Annotated in this window: 15 protein-coding genes; 11 read left to right on the forward strand and 4 right to left on the reverse strand. The window is 62.3% G+C overall.

Going from position 1 to position 17,737, the window contains the following annotated elements; translation table 11 throughout:
* Positions 1-35: 35 nt before the first annotated feature.
* Positions 36-2,474 (reverse strand): DNA translocase FtsK, encoded by a 2,439-nt coding sequence (locus AB1N67_RS15360; RefSeq protein WP_090344501.1) that lies wholly within the window; start codon positions 2,472-2,474, stop codon positions 36-38.
* 382 nt (positions 2,475-2,856) lie between these two features.
* Between AB1N67_RS15360 and aat the strand changes: the two genes are divergently transcribed.
* The 3 genes from aat (at position 2,857) to infA (ending at position 4,622) form a co-directional block, all read left to right on the forward strand.
* Positions 2,857-3,537: a leucyl/phenylalanyl-tRNA--protein transferase gene (gene aat / locus AB1N67_RS15365; protein WP_043212240.1), complete on the forward strand. Its 681-nt coding sequence runs from the start codon at positions 2,857-2,859 to the stop codon at positions 3,535-3,537.
* A gap of 55 nt (positions 3,538-3,592) precedes the next feature.
* Complete coding sequence (locus tag AB1N67_RS15370; protein WP_043212238.1) at positions 3,593-4,300, forward strand: arginyltransferase; 708 nt, start codon at positions 3,593-3,595, stop codon at positions 4,298-4,300.
* A 103-nt stretch (positions 4,301-4,403) separates the two neighbouring features.
* On the forward strand, positions 4,404-4,622 hold the full coding sequence (gene infA, locus AB1N67_RS15375; RefSeq protein ID WP_002553999.1) for a translation initiation factor IF-1: 219 nt from the start codon (positions 4,404-4,406) through the stop codon (positions 4,620-4,622).
* A 150-nt stretch (positions 4,623-4,772) separates the two neighbouring features.
* On the opposite strand, the gene clpA is transcribed toward infA, so the two are convergent.
* Together clpA and clpS are read right to left on the reverse strand one after the other, a co-directional pair.
* A complete protein-coding gene (gene clpA / locus AB1N67_RS15380; RefSeq protein ID WP_043212236.1) occupies positions 4,773-7,043 on the reverse strand; it encodes an ATP-dependent Clp protease ATP-binding subunit ClpA in 2,271 nt (756 codons plus the stop codon).
* Between the two features lie 30 nt (positions 7,044-7,073).
* Positions 7,074-7,436, reverse strand: a complete 363-nt coding sequence (clpS, locus tag AB1N67_RS15385; protein ID WP_043212233.1) for an ATP-dependent Clp protease adapter ClpS — start codon at positions 7,434-7,436, stop codon at positions 7,074-7,076.
* Between the two features lie 230 nt (positions 7,437-7,666).
* On the opposite strand from clpS, the gene cspD reads away from it, so the two are divergent.
* A complete protein-coding gene (gene cspD / locus AB1N67_RS15390; protein ID WP_043212231.1) occupies positions 7,667-7,924 on the forward strand; it encodes a cold shock domain-containing protein CspD in 258 nt (85 codons plus the stop codon).
* A 72-nt stretch (positions 7,925-7,996) separates the two neighbouring features.
* On the opposite strand, the gene icd is transcribed toward cspD, so the two are convergent.
* Positions 7,997-9,253 (reverse strand): NADP-dependent isocitrate dehydrogenase, encoded by a 1,257-nt coding sequence (icd, locus tag AB1N67_RS15395; protein WP_070572558.1) that lies wholly within the window; start codon positions 9,251-9,253, stop codon positions 7,997-7,999.
* A gap of 487 nt (positions 9,254-9,740) precedes the next feature.
* Here icd and AB1N67_RS15400 point away from each other — a divergent pair, with 487 nt between their 5' ends.
* The 7 genes from AB1N67_RS15400 to AB1N67_RS15430 all read left to right on the forward strand — a co-directional run bounded on the left by AB1N67_RS15400 (position 9,741) and on the right by AB1N67_RS15430 (position 17,536).
* A complete protein-coding gene (locus AB1N67_RS15400; protein WP_043212228.1) occupies positions 9,741-11,966 on the forward strand; it encodes an NADP-dependent isocitrate dehydrogenase in 2,226 nt (741 codons plus the stop codon).
* Between the two features lie 157 nt (positions 11,967-12,123).
* Positions 12,124-12,564 carry an NUDIX hydrolase gene (locus tag AB1N67_RS15405; protein WP_090344495.1) on the forward strand — a complete coding sequence of 147 codons (441 nt, stop codon included), beginning with the start codon at positions 12,124-12,126 and terminating at the stop codon, positions 12,562-12,564.
* 58 nt (positions 12,565-12,622) lie between these two features.
* Positions 12,623-13,747: a tRNA 2-thiouridine(34) synthase MnmA gene (gene mnmA / locus AB1N67_RS15410; RefSeq protein ID WP_043212224.1), complete on the forward strand. Its 1,125-nt coding sequence runs from the start codon at positions 12,623-12,625 to the stop codon at positions 13,745-13,747.
* Complete coding sequence (gene hflD, locus AB1N67_RS15415; RefSeq protein WP_043212222.1) at positions 13,744-14,364, forward strand: high frequency lysogenization protein HflD; 621 nt, start codon at positions 13,744-13,746, stop codon at positions 14,362-14,364. The genes mnmA and hflD overlap by 4 nt, the downstream gene beginning before the upstream one ends.
* Positions 14,365-14,490: 126 nt before the next feature.
* The gene (gene purB / locus AB1N67_RS15420; protein WP_043212220.1) at positions 14,491-15,861 is read left to right on the forward strand and encodes an adenylosuccinate lyase; all 1,371 of its coding nucleotides are present in this window, start codon (positions 14,491-14,493) and stop codon (positions 15,859-15,861) included.
* An 81-nt stretch (positions 15,862-15,942) separates the two neighbouring features.
* Entirely contained in the window at positions 15,943-17,109 is a 1,167-nt protein-coding gene (locus AB1N67_RS15425) for a cupin domain-containing protein (RefSeq protein ID WP_043212218.1), read from the forward strand.
* Entirely contained in the window at positions 17,102-17,536 is a 435-nt protein-coding gene (locus tag AB1N67_RS15430; RefSeq protein WP_043212214.1) for a GNAT family N-acetyltransferase, read from the forward strand. Before AB1N67_RS15425 ends, AB1N67_RS15430 begins: the two co-directional genes overlap by 8 nt.
* The last annotated feature ends 201 nt before the right edge of the window (positions 17,537-17,737 follow it).

A 17,737-nucleotide genomic window follows, 5' to 3' on the forward strand; every position in this document is an offset into this window, starting at 1 on the left:
CCGGGCGCCGCCTTCGACGTCCGGCAAGGTGATCATCAATCGCGTGGGCCGCCCGGGGCAATCACTTCCCGCGAGCCGTTGCTGTTCATGGGGGTGACCACACCGGCCATCTCCATCGCCTCGATCATCCGCGCGGCGCGGTTATAGCCGATCTTCAACTTGCGCTGCACCGCGGAAATGGACGCCCGACGACTTTCCAGTACGAACTGCACGGCTTCGTCGTACAACGCATCGGCTTCCGGATCGTCGCCATCGCCGCCGCCGCCACCGCCGCCCTCGAAGCCGCTACCGGCTTCCTCGACGCCGTTGAGGATGTCGTCGTTGTAGTCCGGCGCGCCGCGCAGCTTCCAGGCTTCGACGACCCGGTGCACCTCGTCGTCGGAGACGAACGCACCATGCACACGGATCGGCAGGCTGGTGCCCGGCGGCATGTAGAGCATGTCACCGTGACCGAGCAACTGCTCGGCGCCACCCTGGTCGATGATGGTCCGAGAGTCGATCTTGCTGGACACCTGGAACGCCATGCGGGTCGGAATGTTGGCCTTGATCAGGCCGGTGATCACATCCACCGACGGACGCTGGGTGGCAAGAATCAGGTGAATACCGGCGGCCCGTGCCTTCTGGGCGATACGGGCGATCAGCTCTTCGACCTTCTTGCCGACGATCATCATCATGTCGGCGAACTCGTCGACGATCACCACGATGGTCGGCAGCGTCTTCAGCGCAGGCGGCTCGTCGTCCATGCTCTCGCGGCGGTACAGCGGGTCGTGGATGACCTCGCCGGCCTCCTGGGCATCCTTGATCTTGCGGTTGAAGCCCGCCAGGTTCCGCACGCCCATGGCGGCCATCAGCTTGTAGCGCCGCTCCATCTCGGCCACGCTCCAGCGCAGTGCATTGGCGGCGTCCTTCATGTCAGTGACCACCGGGCAGAGCAGATGCGGAATACCCTCGTAGATCGACAGCTCGAGCATCTTCGGGTCGATCATGATCAACCGCGCATCTTCAGGACTGGATTTGAACAGGATCGACAGGATCATGGCGTTGACACCCACCGACTTACCGGAACCGGTGGTACCGGCCACCAGCAGGTGCGGCATCTTGGCAAGGTCAGTGATCACCGGCTTGCCGCCGATGTCATGGCCCAGGGCCAGGGTGACCGGCGACTTTTGCTCGTCGTACTGCGGCGTGGACAGCACCTCGGAGAAGCGCACCATCTGCCGGTTTTCATTGGGAATCTCGATACCCACGGTGGTCTTGCCCGGGATGACTTCAACCACGCGCACGCTGGTCACTGCCAGCGAACGCGCCAGGTCCTTGGCCAGGTTGGCGATGCGGCTGACCTTCACGCCGGCGGCCGGCTGGATCTCGTAACGCGTGATCACCGGACCCGGATGGATCGAGTCCACCGCAACTTCGACGCCGAACTCCTTGAGCTTGATTTCCAGCAATTGGCCGACACCGGCCAGGGATTCTGGCGAGTACTCGATCTTCTTCTGCTCGGCCGGGTCGAGAATGGAGATAGACGGCAAGGTACCTTCCACGGCGCTATCGACGAACAGCGGTGCCTGCTTCTCCTTCATCACCCGCTTGCTCGGTTCAGGCGCCTTGACCGGGGTTGGCGGCATGATCACCGGCGCGACCGGTTGCTCGCGTGGCACCACAGGTTCGCGTGGTAGCACAGGCCGGGCGGGCGCTTCGTCACGTTCGCTGATGCGTTCGCGCGGCTGAGGCTTGATCGGCTCGCGCTTCTCGGCGGCCATCGGCGCCACATCGAGGATCGGCTCATCCACCTCGCGCAGTTGCGCCACCAGGCGCTTGCGCTCGTTGCGCGCTTCCCACCAACGGTTGGCCGCGCTCTGCACCAGTTCGAACAGATCGAGCGTGATCTTGCCGGTGATGTCCATCACCTTGAACCAGGACAGGTCGGTGAAGACCGTCAGGCCGAACAGGAACAGGGCGATGAACATCAAGGTGCTGCCCTGCACGTTCAACAGGTTGCGCGCCAGATCGCCCAGGCTTTCGCCCAAGGCACCACCGGCAGAGAACGGCATGCTCGCCGGTGGATGGAAATGGATATGCGCCAGCGCCGCGCCCGACAGCACCAGGAATACCAACCCGATCAACCGCCAGGAAAACAGCCAGCCGCTCCACTGCCAGGGCTGGTGACGCTCGCGGAAGATCTGCCAGGTCTTGATCGCCAGCAGCAACGGGAAGATATAGGCGAAGTAGCCCAGCACCATGAACAGGATATCGGCAAAGTAGGCACCGGCGCGGCCAGCGGCGTTCTGCACCTGTTCGGCATTGCTGGTGTGACTGAAGCCTGGGTCCGACGTGTCGTAGGTCAGCAGTGCCATCCACAGGTACAGGCACAGGGCGCCGACAGCGATCAGCGCACCTTCCTTGAGGCGGTAATGCAGCTGCTGTCGCCACAGGGGCACGGGCAAAGGGGGCGGGGTTGCGGTGGATTTCTTCAAAACGCGTCTATTCCTGCGCTTGCTGCGCGTCCAGTAGTGATCGACCCGGTGTCCGGTCAATGAACCACTACTTTTAACATTACTGCCCGCCAGCCGCCATGGCGGCACGCCAGGTGAGGCTGGAGCGGCGCGGATTTCCTATGGGTGCAATTTGAGCACGCATTTTCTTTTGTGACAAAGGCTTATGCTGTGTTTTTGCACAGGTATGACAGCAAATGTGCCGGATGGTGCCAATGGACGCCTGAATGGTCAGGAAATTACCTCGCAAAGTGCCAGCCTGCGCCCAGACGCGCCAACGGCTGACACCACAAGGCCACACATTGACCTCACACCACCAGCGCGCCATGCTGGTTGCCCTCCCCTCCCCCACCGCCGAAAGACCATGCTCACCTGGCTGACCCGCGACTCGCTGAACTTCCCGCCCCTGGAAAAAGCCCTGCACGACCCCAACGGCCTGCTGGCCGCAGGCGGCGACCTGACGCCGGAACGCTTGGTGCAGGCTTATCGCCATGGCTGCTTCCCGTGGTACCAGGATGGCCAACCGATCCTGTGGTGGTCACCGGACCCTCGCACCGTGCTTTTCCCGGACGAGCTGCACGTATCGCGCTCATTGGCCAAGTTCATCCGCCAAGGCCATTACCAGGTCAGCTTCGACACCGACTTCCCCGCCGTCATCGCCGCCTGCGCCGCGCCACGCGATTATGCCGACGGCACCTGGATCACCGACAACATGCAGGCGGCCTACTGCGAACTGCACCGACGTGGCATCGCCCACTCGGTCGAGGTACGCCGCGACGGTCAACTGGTGGGCGGGCTATATGGCCTGGCCATGGGCCGACTGTTTTTCGGCGAGTCTATGTTCAGCCGCGCCGACAATGCGTCCAAGGTCGGCTTCGTAGCCCTGGTCGAGCACCTCAAAGCCGCCGGATTCGTGCTGATCGACTGCCAGATGCCGACCAACCATCTGCACAGCCTCGGCGCCCGCGCCATCAGCCGGGCCTGCTTTGCAGAGCACCTGGCACGCTATCTCGATACCCCAAACACGGCGACCTGGGCTCGCTAGGCGAGTTCTGCCAGCTGGCTTACACTTAAGTCAAAGTCTTACCGAGGGGTTGATCATGACAGAGCTGGCGCGGTTGAAGTTCTATGCCACTCAACCCCACTCCTGCAGCTATTTGCCAGAGGAGCAGGCCACTACGCTGTTCCTGGACCCCAGCCAACCGATGGACGTGCATGTGTATGCCGATCTGTCGGAAATGGGCTTTCGCCGCAGCGGCGATCACCTGTACCGCCCTCATTGCCAGAACTGCAACGCCTGCGTGCCCGCGCGCATTCCGGCTGCGCGCTTCATCCCCAACCGCCAGCAACGGCGCATCCTCAAACGCAACGCCGATCTGACCGTCACCGCCGCGCGCCCGGCGTTTCGCGAAGAATATTTCGACCTGTACCGCCGCTACATCGAGCAACGCCATGCCGATGGCGACATGTACCCCCCCAGCCGTGACCAGTTCTCCACTTTCCTGGTGCGCGACCTGCCGTTCTGCTGGTTCTATGAGTTCCGCCTGGAAGGCAAACTCATGGCGGTGGCCGTGAGCGATCTGCTGCCCAACGGCCTGTCTGCGGTCTACACCTTCTATGAGCCCGAGCAGGAGCGCCGCAGCCTTGGGCGCTATGCCATCCTCTGGCAGATCACCGAAGCCCTGCGGCAAAACCTCGATGCGGTCTACCTCGGCTACTGGATCAAGAACTGCAAGAAAATGAACTACAAGACCCAGTACCGGCCCATTGAACTGCTGATCAACCAGCGCTGGGTTACCCTCAATTGAAAGCATTGGCTTGAAACACAGTTTTCGGGCATAATCCACGCCACTTTTTTGCCCGGTGCAGTTGCGTATCGGGCCATTCACTGGATACCGAGGGCTTTACTGCATGTCGAAAGAAGACAGCTTCGAAATGGAAGGTACTGTCGTCGACACCCTGCCCAACACCATGTTCCGCGTGGAGTTGGAAAACGGGCACGTCGTAACCGCGCACATCTCCGGAAAGATGCGCAAGAACTACATCCGCATTCTCACTGGCGACAAGGTCCGCGTCGAACTGACGCCATATGACCTGAGCAAGGGCCGCATCACCTATCGCGCCCGCTGAGTCTCAGCCAATAAAAAGCCCGGCCAATGTGCCGGGCTTTTTTGTGCTCGCTCGAATGCAGAAGGTCGCTTTCTGCTGTTTTGGCGACAGAAGGCCACTCCCACAGGAGAAGCCTTAATGTCGCGAAAGGGGCTGCAAGCAGCCCAGACCTCATGCAACCTCAGCCGTGGTCTCGAAGTCGAACACCAGCTCGCCATCACGCAGGTCGACATGCACCACGCCGCCATGCTCGGAGAGCTCGCCGAACAGGATCTCTTCGGCCAGCGGCCGCTTGATCTTGTCCTGGATGAGCCGCGCCATCGGCCGCGCCCCCATCTGCACGTCATAACCAGAAGCCGCCAGCCAACCGCGGGCGTCATCACTGACTTCCAGCAGCACGCGCTTGTCTTCCAGCTGCGCCTGCAGCTCGATGAGGAACTTATCGACGATGCTCTTGATGGTTTCGTGGCTCAGGCGGCCGAACTGGATAATGGTGTCCAGACGGTTGCGGAACTCCGGCGTGAAGCTCTTGCGGATCACCTCCATAGCGTCAGACGTGTGGTCCTGCTGAGTGAACCCGATCGAGGCCCGCGCGGCAGTTTCAGCACCGGCGTTGGTGGTCATGATCAGGATCACGTTGCGGAAGTCCGCCTTGCGCCCATTGTTATCGGTCAGGGTTCCGTGATCCATCACCTGCAGCAGCAGGTTGAACACTTCCGGGTGGGCCTTCTCGATCTCATCGAGCAACAGCACACAATGCGGCTGCTTGGTGATCGCTTCGGTCAGCAGACCACCCTGGTCGAACCCGACATAGCCAGGAGGCGCACCGATCAGGCGCGATACGGTATGCCGCTCCATGTACTCGGACATGTCGAAGCGCACCAGCTCCACCCCAAGCGCCTTGGCCAACTGACGGGCCGCCTCGGTCTTGCCCACACCCGTGGGGCCTGCGAACAGGAACGAGCCGACCGGCTTGTCCGGCGACTTGAGCCCGGCACGGGACAGCTTGATGGCAGTGGCCAGCGAATCGATGGCGGCATCCTGACCAAACACGGTGAGCTTGAGATCGCGCTCGAGGTTGCGCAGCAGCTCCTTGTCGGAGCTGGTGACATGCTTGGGCGGGATCCGCGCGATCTTGGCGACGATGTCCTCGACCTGAGGCACATCGATGCGCTTGACGCGACTGCCCTCTGGCTGCAGGCGCTGATAGGCACCCGCCTCGTCGATCACGTCGATAGCCTTGTCCGGCATGTGCCGGTCATTGATATAGCGCGCAGCGAGTTCGGCGGCGGCGCGCAAAGCTTCGTCGCTGTATTCGATGTTGTGATGACTCTCGAAGCGGCCCTTCAGGCCCCGCAGGATGCCCACGGTATCTTCGACCGACGGCTCGGTGACGTCGACCTTCTGGAAGCGCCGCGCCAAGGCGCGGTCCTTCTCGAAAATGCCACGGAATTCCTGGAAGGTGGTCGAGCCGATGCAGCGGATGTCGCCCGACGACAGCAGCGGCTTGAGCAGGTTGGAGGCATCCATCACGCCACCGGATGCAGCACCTGCACCGATGATGGTGTGGATCTCGTCGATGAACAGAATGGCCTGCGGACGCTTGCGCAGCTCACCGAGCAACGCCTTGAAGCGCTTCTCGAAATCGCCGCGGTACTTGGTACCGGCCAGCAATGCGCCAAGGTCCAAGGAATACACCACGCTCTGTGCCAGCAGATCCGGCACCTGACCGTCGACGATGCGCTTGGCCAGACCTTCGGCAATGGCCGTCTTGCCCACGCCAGCCTCGCCGACCAGCAGCGGGTTGTTCTTGCGCCGACGAGCAAGAATCTGCGCGACGCGCTCGACTTCCTGCTCACGCCCCACCAGCGGATCGATGCGGCCCAGACGGGCCAATTCGTTCAGGTTGCTGGCATAAGCATCCAGCGGATTGCTCGAGGAAGCAGATTCGCCGCCCTCCTCGTCCTGCATGTCCTGATCGTTTTCGCTGTGCGAGCCGTGGCCCGGCACCTTGGAGATGCCATGGGCGATGTAGTTGACCACGTCGATACGTGCCACGCTCTGCTGCTTGAGCAGAAACACGGCCTGGCTTTCCTGCTCGCTGAAGATCGCCACCAGCACGTTGGCGCCGGTGACTTCGCGCTTGCCGGAGCTCTGCACATGGAACACGGCACGCTGCAGCACGCGCTGGAAGCCCAGGGTCGGCTGAGTCTCGCGGTCCTCGTCATGGACAGGGATCAGCGGCGTGGTGGAATCGATGAACTCTTGCAGGTCGTGCTTGAGCTTGTCGAGATTGGCGCCACAGGCGCGCAGAACGGTCGCGGCGGCCTCATTGTCAAGGAGTGCTAGCAGCAGGTGCTCGACGGTCATGAACTCATGACGCTTCGAACGAGCCTCCTTGAAGGCCAGATTGAGGGTGACTTCGAGCTCGCGGTTTAACATAGCTTCACCTCATACCCAAGTGGTCGGCGATTAACCGTCCTTCTCGATTTCACAGAGTAGCGGATGCTGGCTTTCCCTGGCGTATTGGTTGACCTGCATGGCCTTTGTCTCGGCGATGTCACGGGTAAACAATCCGCACACTGCCCGCCCTTCGGTATGGACGGTCAGCATGATCTTGGTCGCCAGCTCGCGGTTCAGATTGAAGAACGTCTCGAGCACTTCGACGACGAAATCCATTGGCGTGTAGTCATCGTTGAACAAAACCACCTTGTACATCGGTGGCGCCTGCAGGATCGGCTTGGCTTCCTGTACCGCCAGACCGGAGCCGTCGTCCTCGTTAGATTGCGGGCGATCCTGATTGAATGTTAGTCGAATCTGGCTGAGTGGTTGCATGGAAAGAATTTCATCATAACGACAAGTTAAGGTGATGGTTTGACCGCGTAGGCCGCTGCCGGCGCGGGGGCCGTCTGACCTTGACTATCGGCAAAACGGTGTTACAACCAATAAGAACCCACCGTGGTCGATAAAGATCCGCGCAGTCAACCAGATTTTTTCGCATGGTTCGTATGCGGATGACGTGGATGATACTCCAGTGATGGAGTCCTTTGCAGAGGGACATGAGGATGGCGAGCGGTAAAGTCAAGTGGTTCAACAATGCCAAGGGCTATGGATTCGTCAACGAGGAGGGCAAGAGCGAAGACCTGTTCGCCCACTATTCGCATATCCAGATGGACGGCTACAAGACACTCAAGGCTGGCCAGTCCGTGACCTTCGACATCGTCCAGGGACCCAAGGGGCTGCACGCCGTCAACATCTGCGGCGCCGGCGCCACGGCATCGAAAGTCGAAGTCCAGCCGGTCGAGAGCATCGTCCAGGCCTGATCCACCCCTGACCTTCTGCAGGCACATCGGCAACCGGCCAGCCCCGCAAGGGCTGGCCGGTTTTCATTGCCTTCACATGTGCTTGATCATCTCATCACCAAAGCCGGAGCTGCTGACCAACTTGGCGCCGTCCATCAGGCGCTCGAAGTCGTAGGTCACGGTCTTGGCCGCGATGGCGCCGTTGGTGCCCTTGATGATCAGGTCGGCTGCCTCGGTCCAGCCCATGTGGCGCAGCATCATTTCGGCCGACAGAATCACCGAGCCCGGATTGACCTTGTCCTGCCCGGCATACTTAGGCGCCGTACCATGGGTCGCCTCGAACATCGCGACGGTGTCGGACAGGTTGGCGCCCGGGGCGATACCGATGCCCCCGACCTCGGCCGCCAGGGCGTCGGAAAGGTAGTCGCCGTTGAGATTCAGGGTGGCGATCACATCGTACTCGGCCGGTCGCAGCAGAATCTGCTGGAGCATGGCGTCGGCAATCGCATCTTTGACCACGATCTGGCGCCCGGTCTTGGGATTCTTGAAGCTCATCCACGGGCCGCCATCGAGCAGCTCGGCCTTGAATTCGTCCCGCGCCACCTCGTACCCCCAATCCTTGAAGGCCCCTTCGGTGAACTTCATGATGTTGCCCTTGTGCACCAGGGTCACCGACTCGCGGTCGTTGTCCACGGCGTACTGCAGCGCCTTGCGCACCAGGCGCTTGGTGCCCTGCTCGGAGACCGGCTTGACGCCGATGCCGCAGTTCTCGTCGAAGCGGATCTTGGTGACGCCCATTTCCTCCTTGAGGAACTTGATCACCTTGTTGGCCTCGGCAGAGCCGGCCTTCCATTCGATGCCGGCATAGATGTCCTCGGAGTTCTCGCGGAAGATCACCATGTCGACATCACCAGGCTTTTTCACCGGGCTCGGCACGCCCTGGAACCACAGCACCGGACGCAGGCACACGTACAGATCCAACTGCTGGCGCAAGGCCACGTTCAGGGAACGGATACCCCCACCGACAGGCGTGGTCAGTGGCCCTTTGATCGACACCACGTAATCGCGCACGGCATCGAGGGTTTCCTGGGGCAGCCAGGTGTCCTGGTCGTAGACCTGCGTGGCCTTCTCGCCGGCATACACCTCCATCCAGGCGATCTTGCGCTTGCCGCCGTAGGCCTTCTGCACGGCAGCATCCACTACCTTGATCATCACCGGCGAAACATCGACACCGATACCGTCGCCCTCGATGTACGGGATGATGGGATTGTCGGGAACATTGAGCGAATGGTCTGCATTGACGGTGATCTTCGCGCCGTCTGCTGGAACCTTGATTTTCTGGTATCCCATGCTGCACTACTCCGCTTTTCCAAGTGTGATTGGACATCCTGCGATCCAATGAGCCTAAACCAGCTTTCCTGAGCTGCAAGCTTCACGCTGCAAGTTGCAAGCTGACCGGCAGCGACCACTGACAAGCCCACTCACAGTTTGGCCGCGCGCAGACGCCGAGGGATGCGGCATCGCGCCACATTGCCCTTACGCCTTTCGTCTTATAGGCGGTCCGATATCACTTAGCCCGAAGGGTTTGGTATACTCCGGCCCTGACCGTAGGGTCATTGGGGCGACCCCTTGGAAAAACGCGGCTCGCCCTCGGCCAAGAATGGCCAAAAAGCCTGGGCTGTTACCGCCGCCCAGCCGTTTGACGCTCGACTGATGCATCCACCATCACCGCTCGCAAGCCTCTCGACCAATTGCCCATGGCGCTGCCAGGGCGTAGCGCCTACCCTGCGCATCTCGAGACTTCGAGCACGCTCAGCAAAACAGAGAGTTAACCCGCATGCCCACCCGTTCCAAGATCATCTATACCTTCACCGACGAAGCTCCCGCCCTCGCCACCTATTCCCTGCTGCCGATCATCGAAGCCTTCACCGCTTCGGCTGACATCGCCGTCGAAACCCGTGACATCTCCCTGGCTGGCCGTATCCTCGCGGCGTTCCCGGAGCAACTGGGCGCCGAGAAGCGCGTAGGCGATCACCTGGCGGAGCTGGGCCAGCTGGCCACCACCCCGGAAGCCAACATCATCAAGCTGCCGAACATCAGCGCCTCGGTACCGCAGCTCAAGGCCGCGATCAAGGAATTGCAAGGCAAGGGCTTCAACATCCCCGACTACGCTGACGAGCCGAGCACGGAGCAAGAAAAAGAATCCCGCGCCCGCTACGACCGCATCAAAGGCAGCGCCGTGAACCCGGTTCTGCGCGAAGGCAACTCCGACCGCCGCGCTCCGCTGTCGGTCAAGAACTATGCCCGCAAGCATCCGCACAAGATGGGCGCCTGGACTGCCGACTCCAAGTCGCACGTCGCCCACATGACCCAAGGCGACTTCTACGGCAGCGAAAAAGCCGCACTGATCGAAGGCGATGACAGCCTGCGCATCGAGCTGGTCGGCAAAGACGGCGTTACCACCGTCCTGAAAGAAAAGACCGCCGTCAAAGCCGCTGAAGTCATCGACTGCGCCGTCATGAGCCGCAAGGCCCTCAAAGCCTTCATCGCCGAGCAGATCGCCGATGCCAAGGCCTCCGGCGTGCTGCTGTCGGTCCACCTGAAAGCCACCATGATGAAGGTCTCCGACCCGATCATGTTCGGCGTCATCGTCGAAGAGTTCTACAACGACGTGCTGGCCAAGCACGCCGCAGCCCTCGCCGAAGTCGGCTTCAACGCCAACAACGGCATCGGCGACCTGTACGCCCGCATCAAGGACCTGCCAGCTGACAAGCAGGCCGAGATCGAAGCCGACATCCAGGCCCTGTACGCCGTCCGCCCGGCCCTGGCCATGGTCAACTCCGACAAGGGCATCACCAACCTGCACGTACCGAGCGATGTCATCGTCGACGCCTCGATGCCTGCGATGATCCGCGACTCGGGCAAGATGTGGAACACCGCCGGTGAACTGCAGGACGCCAAGGCCGTCATCCCGGACCGTTGCTACGCCGGCATCTACCAGGCCGTGATCGAGGACTGCAAGGCCAACGGCGCCTTCGACCCGACCACCATGGGCAGCGTGCCGAACGTCGGCCTGATGGCTCAGAAGGCCGAAGAGTACGGCTCCCACGACAAGACCTTCCAGATCAAGGCCGACGGCGTCGTGCGCGTGGTCGATGGCAAGGGCAAGGTGCTGCTGGAACAGAGCGTCGAGGCCGGTGACATCTTCCGTATGTGCCAGACCAAGGACGCGCCGATCCAGGACTGGGTCAAGCTGGCCGTCAACCGCGCCCGCCTGAGCAACACCCCGGCGGTGTTCTGGCTGGACCCTGCCCGCGCCCACGACGGCGTGATGATCGAGAAGGTCCAGAAGTACCTGAAGGACCACGACACCAGCGGCCTGGACATCCGCATCCTGGCGCCGGTCGATGCCATCAAGTTCTCCCTGGCCCGCATCCGCGAAGGCAAGGACACCATCTCGGTGACCGGCAACGTCCTGCGCGACTACCTGACCGACCTGTTCCCGATCATGGAGCTGGGCACCAGCGCCAAGATGCTGTCGATCGTCCCGCTGATGAATGGCGGTGGCCTGTTCGAAACCGGCGCCGGCGGTTCGGCTCCGAAGCACGTGCAGCAGCTGGTCGAAGAGAACTTCCTGCGCTGGGATTCGCTGGGTGAGTTCCTGGCCCTGGCCGCTTCCCTGGAGCACCTGGGCAACACCTACGACAACCCACGCGCCAAAGTCCTGGCCAATACCCTGGACCAGGCCACCGGCAAGTTCCTCGACACCAACAAGTCGCCATCGCGCAAAGTCGGCGGTATCGACAACCGCGGCAGCCACTTCTACCTGACCCTGTACTGGGCCGAAGCTCTGGCTGCCCAGACCGACGACGCCGCCCTGCAGGCGCGCTTCGCACCGCTGGCCAAGACCCTGGCCGAGAACGAAGCGACCATCGTCGCCGAACTGGCTGCCGTCCAGGGCAAGCCGGCCGACATCGGTGGTTACTACGCGCCGGATGCCGAGCTGACTGCCAAGGTCATGCGCCCAAGCCAGACCCTCAACAGCGCCATTGCCGCACTGTAAGGTTCTGATGTAACACCACAAACCCCGGCCACGCACCGGGGTTTGTGCTTTTTCAGCCGCAGGTTTCAAGCTGCAAACCACAAGCAAGCGCAGTCTGCATAGCATCTTGACTTGTGGCTTGCAGCTTGGAGCTTGTCACTTAGGGAGAGCACCGACCGTGTCCTGGCAACCCCACATCACCGTCGCCACCATCGTCGAACACGAGGGCAAGTTTCTCTTCGTCGAAGAGTTCAAGGCCGGCCAACACGTCTTCAACCAACCTGCCGGGCATCTTGAGCCCAACGAGACCCTGACCCAGGCCGCCCTGCGCGAGACCCTGGAGGAAACCGCCTGGGAAGTCGAACTCACTGGCGTGGTTGGCATCTACCTCTATACCGCCCCCAGCAATGGCGTTACCTACCAGCGCATCTGTTTCGCCGCGCGCCCCGTGCATCACCACGCCGCCCGCCCCTTGGACAGCGATATTGTCCGTGCCGTCTGGCTGACCCGCGAGCAACTGCTGGCCGACCCCGCACGCTGGCGCAGCGAGCTGGTACCGCGCTGCATCGACGATTACCTGGCCGGTCCACTGCATAGCCTCGCCTTGCTGCGCGACTGACGTCCGGCCCTTGGCCTGATAGAATCGGAATTTTTCCCCCTGATACACACCGGTAGCCATGACCAGCCCAGCACTCAAAGACCCCGCCAAGACCCGCGTTATCGTCGGCATGTCCGGCGGCGTGGACTCTTCCGTCTCCGCCCTTTTGCTCATGGAGCAGGGCTACCAGGTGGAAGGTCTGTTCATGAAGAACTGGGAAGAGGACGACGGCACCGAATACTGCACCGCCCGCGAGGACCTGGCCGACGCCCAGGCCGTGTGCGATCGCATCGGTATCAAGCTGCATACCGCCAATTTCGCGGCCGAATACTGGGACAACGTATTCGAGCATTTCCTGGAGGAGTACAAGGCCGGACGTACACCGAACCCGGACATCCTGTGCAACCGCGAGATCAAGTTCAAAGCCTTCCTCGACTATGCCCTGTCCCTGGGCGCCGACCTGATCGCTACCGGCCACTATGTGCGCCGCCGCGACACCGGCGAGCTCACCGAACTGCTCAAGGGGCTGGACCCGAACAAAGACCAGAGCTATTTCCTGCATGCTGTCGGCGGCAAGGAGATCGCCCGCACCCTGTTCCCGGTCGGCGAGCTGGAAAAGCCCGAAGTACGTGCCATTGCCGAGAAGCACGGCCTGGCCACGGCCAAGAAGAAAGACTCCACCGGGATCTGCTTCATCGGTGAGCGCCGCTTCAGCGATTTCCTCAAGCAGTACCTGCCCGCCCAGCCGGGCGACATCGAGACCACCGACGGAGAAGTCATCGGGCGTCACCACGGCCTGATGTACCACACCATCGGCCAGCGCCAGGGCCTGGGCATCGGCGGCCTGAAGGACGCCGGCGACGAGCCGTGGTACGTGCTGCACAAAGACCTGACCCGCAACGTACTGGTGGTCGGTCAAGGCAACGAACACCCTTGGCTGTTCTCCCGCGCCCTGCTCGCCTCGGAGATCTTCTGGGTCAACCCGATCGACCTGAGTAGCCCGCGCAGGCTGACCGCCAAGGTGCGCTACCGCCAGAGCGACCAGCAATGCACCCTGGAGCGCACCGAGCATGGCTATCGCGCGGTCTTCGACGAGCCGCAACGCGCTGTCACTCCGGGGCAGTCGGTGGTGTTCTATGACGGCGAGGTATGCCTGGGCGGCGGTGTGATCGAGACCGCCGAGCCTTGGAGCCCTCGCCAATGAATACTCTCCAGGAGCAGTTGGTCGCCTTGGGCGGCGTGTTCCAGGCCGCAGTGCTGGTCGACCGCATCGCCCGGACCGGCCAGGCCAGCGAGGCCAATATCGGCTGCATGCTGGGTAGCCTGTTGGTGCGTGACCCCAAGGACACCCTGGAGGTGTTCGGCGGCGATGACCTGAACCTGCGCGACGGCTACCGCGCCCTGGTCGGCGCCCTGGAGCGCGACCCCAGCAGCCTTCAGCGCGAGCCGCTGCGCTATGCCCTGTCGATGCTCGGCCTGGAGCGCCAGCTGGCCAAACGGGACGACATGCTCGAGACCATCGGCAAGCGCCTGCCCCAGATCCAGGCCCAGGCCGATCATTTCGGCCTGGTTCACGATAATGTCATCGCATCCAGCGGAGCCTTGTACCAGGACACCCTCAGCACCTTGCGCCAGCGCATCCAAGTGCATGGCGACATGCGCTTCCTTCAGCAGGCCGGCAATGCCTCGAAGATCCGCGCCCTGCTGCTCTCCGGCATCCGCGCTGCGCGTCTGTGGCGTCAGCTGGGTGGGCACCGCTGGCAGCTGGTGTTCAGCCGTCGCAAATTGCTCAACGAACTGTACGACATGATGCGAGGGTAAGCTGCATGCGTCCAGCAGAAGCAGCACGTCGGCTTTTACGTGCTGCTTGCAGCTAGAAGCTCGCCGCCTACCTTTTTCATGTATGATATGCGCCCTTCCAAAAGCCTGACTGTCCGAGAACACCCCATGCAGCTCTCCTCGCTCACTGCGGTTTCCCCTGTAGACGGCCGCTACGCCGGCAAAACCCAGGCCTTGCGCCCCATCTTCAGCGAGTACGGCCTGATCCGTTTCCGCGCCCTGGTCGAGGTGCGCTGGCTCCAGCGTCTGGCCGCCCACCCGCAGATCGGCGAAGTGCCGGCGTTCTCCGCCGAAGCCAATGCCCTGCTGGACACCCTGGCCACCGATTTCAAACTCGAGCACGCCGAGCGCGTCAAGGAAATCGAGCGCACCACCAACCACGACGTCAAGGCCATCGAATACCTGCTCAAGGAGCAGGCCGCGACCCTGCCGGAACTGGCCAAGGTCAGCGAATTCATCCATTTCGCCTGCACCAGCGAGGACATCAACAACCTGTCCCACGCCCTGATGCTGCGCGCCGGCCGTGACGAAGTGCTGCTGCCGCTGATGCGCCAGATCGCCCAGGCCATCCGCGCCCTGGCCCACGCCCACGCCGACGTGCCGATGCTCTCGCGCACCCACGGTCAGCCGGCTTCGCCGACCACTCTGGGCAAAGAGCTGGCCAACGTGGTCTACCGCCTGGAGCGCCAGATCGCCCAGGTCGCCGCCGTGCCGCTGCTGGGCAAGATCAACGGCGCCGTGGGCAACTACAACGCCCACCTGTCGGCCTATTCGCAGATCGACTGGGAAGCCAACGCCCGCGCCTTCATCGAAGACGAACTGGGCCTGCAGTTCAACCCCTACACCACCCAGATCGAGCCGCACGACTACATTGCCGAGCTGTTCGACGCCATCGCCCGCTTCAACACCATCCTCATCGACTTCGACCGCGACGTCTGGGGCTACATTTCCCTGGGCTACTTCAAGCAGAAGACCGTCGCCGGCGAGATCGGCTCCTCGACCATGCCACACAAGGTCAACCCGATCGACTTCGAGAACTCCGAAGGCAACCTGGGTATCGCCAACGCCCTGTTCCAGCACCTGGCCAGCAAACTGCCGATCTCCCGCTGGCAGCGTGACCTGACCGACTCCACCGTGCTGCGCAACCTGGGCGTGGGCTTCGCCCATAGCGTCATCGCCTACGAGGCCAGCCTCAAGGGCATCGGCAAGCTGGAAGTGAACGTCGCTCGCATCGCCGAAGACTTGGACGCCTGCTGGGAAGTCCTGGCCGAGCCGATCCAGACCGTCATGCGCCGCTACAACATCGAGAACCCCTACGAGAAGCTCAAGGAGCTCACGCGCGGCAAGGGCATCAGCCCCGAAGCGCTGCAGGCGTTCATCGATGGGCTGGACATGCCAGCTGAAGCCAAGGCCGAGCTCAAGCAGCTGACCCCAGCTACCTACATCGGCAACGCGGCGGCCCAGGCCAAACGCATCTGACCTGCGCCCCGTGATCAACGCCCGGCCTGGCCGGGCGTTTTTATTCCCGGATGAAAATTACGTTTTTTCAATAGGTTGAACATGAATCCTGATACTCCACTGCAGCTGCTGGGCGGCCTGACGGCCCGTGAATTCCTTCGCGACTACTGGCAGAAGAAGCCCCTGCTGGTGCGCCAGGCCTTCCCGGACTTCGAAAGCCCGATCGACCCTGACGAACTGGCCGGCCTTGCCTTGGAAGAGGAAGTCGAGTCTCGCCTGGTGCTCGAGCACGGCGAGCGCCCGTGGGAGCTGCGCCGCGGCCCCTTCGCCGAAGACACTTTCGCCACCCTGCCAGAGCGCGATTGGACCCTGTTGGTCCAGGCAGTGGATCAGTTCGTCCCGGAAGTCGCCGAGCTGCTGGAGCATTTCCGCTTCCTGCCAAGCTGGCGTATCGATGACGTGATGGTCAGCTTCGCCGCGCCAGGCGGCAGCGTCGGCCCGCACTTCGACAATTACGACGTGTTCCTGCTCCAGGGCCACGGCAAGCGAAACTGGAAAGTCGGCCAGATGTGCGACAGCGACAGCCCGTTGCTGGAACACACCGACCTGCGCATCCTCGCCGAATTCGAACAGAGCAGCGAATGGACCCTGGAGCCTGGCGACATGCTCTACCTGCCGCCGCGCCTGGCCCACTACGGCGTGGCCGAAGACGACTGCCTGACCTATTCGGTGGGCTTCCGCGCCCCGAGCGCCGCTGAAGTGCTGACCCACTTCACCGATTTCCTCAGCCAGTTCCTGCCGGACGAGGAGCGTTACAGCGATGCCGACGCCCAGCCTGCCGCAGATCCTCACCAGATCCAGCACGATGCCCTGGACCGCCTCAAGGCCCTGCTGGCCGAGCACATGGGTGACGAGCGCCTGCTGCTGACCTGGTTCGGCCAGTTCATGACCGAGCCGCGCTATCCGGAGCTGGTGACCGGCGAAGAGCTGAGCGAAGAAGACCTGATCGACAGCCTGGAGCAAGGCGCCATCCTGATCCGCAACCCGAGCGCGCGCATGGCCTGGTCGGAAGTCGACGACAACCTGCTGCTGTTCGCCAGCGGCCAGAGCCGCCTGCTCTCGGGCCATCTGCGTGAGCTGCTCAAGCTGATCTGCGCCGCCGACGCGCTGCACATCGAAAACCTTTCTCAGTGGCTCGAAGACGAAGAAGGTCTGACATTGCTGTGCCAGCTGGTCAAACAAGGAAGCCTGGGATTTGCCAATGAATAAGATCAGCGTTCGCCTCGCCGACTGGCATAAAGACAACGCCGATATCCGCCGCATCCGCGAGGCGGTGTTCGTCGCCGAGCAGCACATTCCACCAGAGCTGGAGTTCGACGCTGAAGACCAGGACGCCCTGCACTTCCTGGCCCTGGAAGGGGACTACCCGATCGGCACCGCACGCCTGCTGCCCGATGGCACCATCGGGCGGATCTCGGTGCTCAAGGACTGGCGCGGGCTGAAGGTCGGCGACACCCTGGTGCGCGCAGTGATCGTCGAAGCGCAGAACCGTGACCTCAAGCAGCAGATGCTCAGCGCCCAGGTACACGCCACGCCATTCTACGAGCGCCTGGGATTCCGCGTGGTCAGCGAGGAATTCCTCGAGGCCGGCATCCCGCATGTGGACATGGTGCGCGACTCCCGCGAACCGGCCTGACCCGCAAGTCGTCTGATTCGACGGACCTATTCGCGGGTAACCCCCGCTCCCACAGGGCTCAGCGAAGCACCTGTGGAAGCGGGTTTACCCGCGAACAGTCAAGGAGGACGCTGAAACGCGCCCTGACAAAAAGCTGTATATCCATCCAGACAAAGCTTGCTTCCGCGCCCTGGCTTGCGCATTCTAGCGCCCTCATTTGCG

It is taken from the genome of Pseudomonas guariconensis (assembly GCF_040822035.1).
In the GTDB taxonomy this organism is placed as follows: Bacteria; Pseudomonadota; Gammaproteobacteria; order Pseudomonadales; family Pseudomonadaceae; genus Aquipseudomonas; species Aquipseudomonas guariconensis.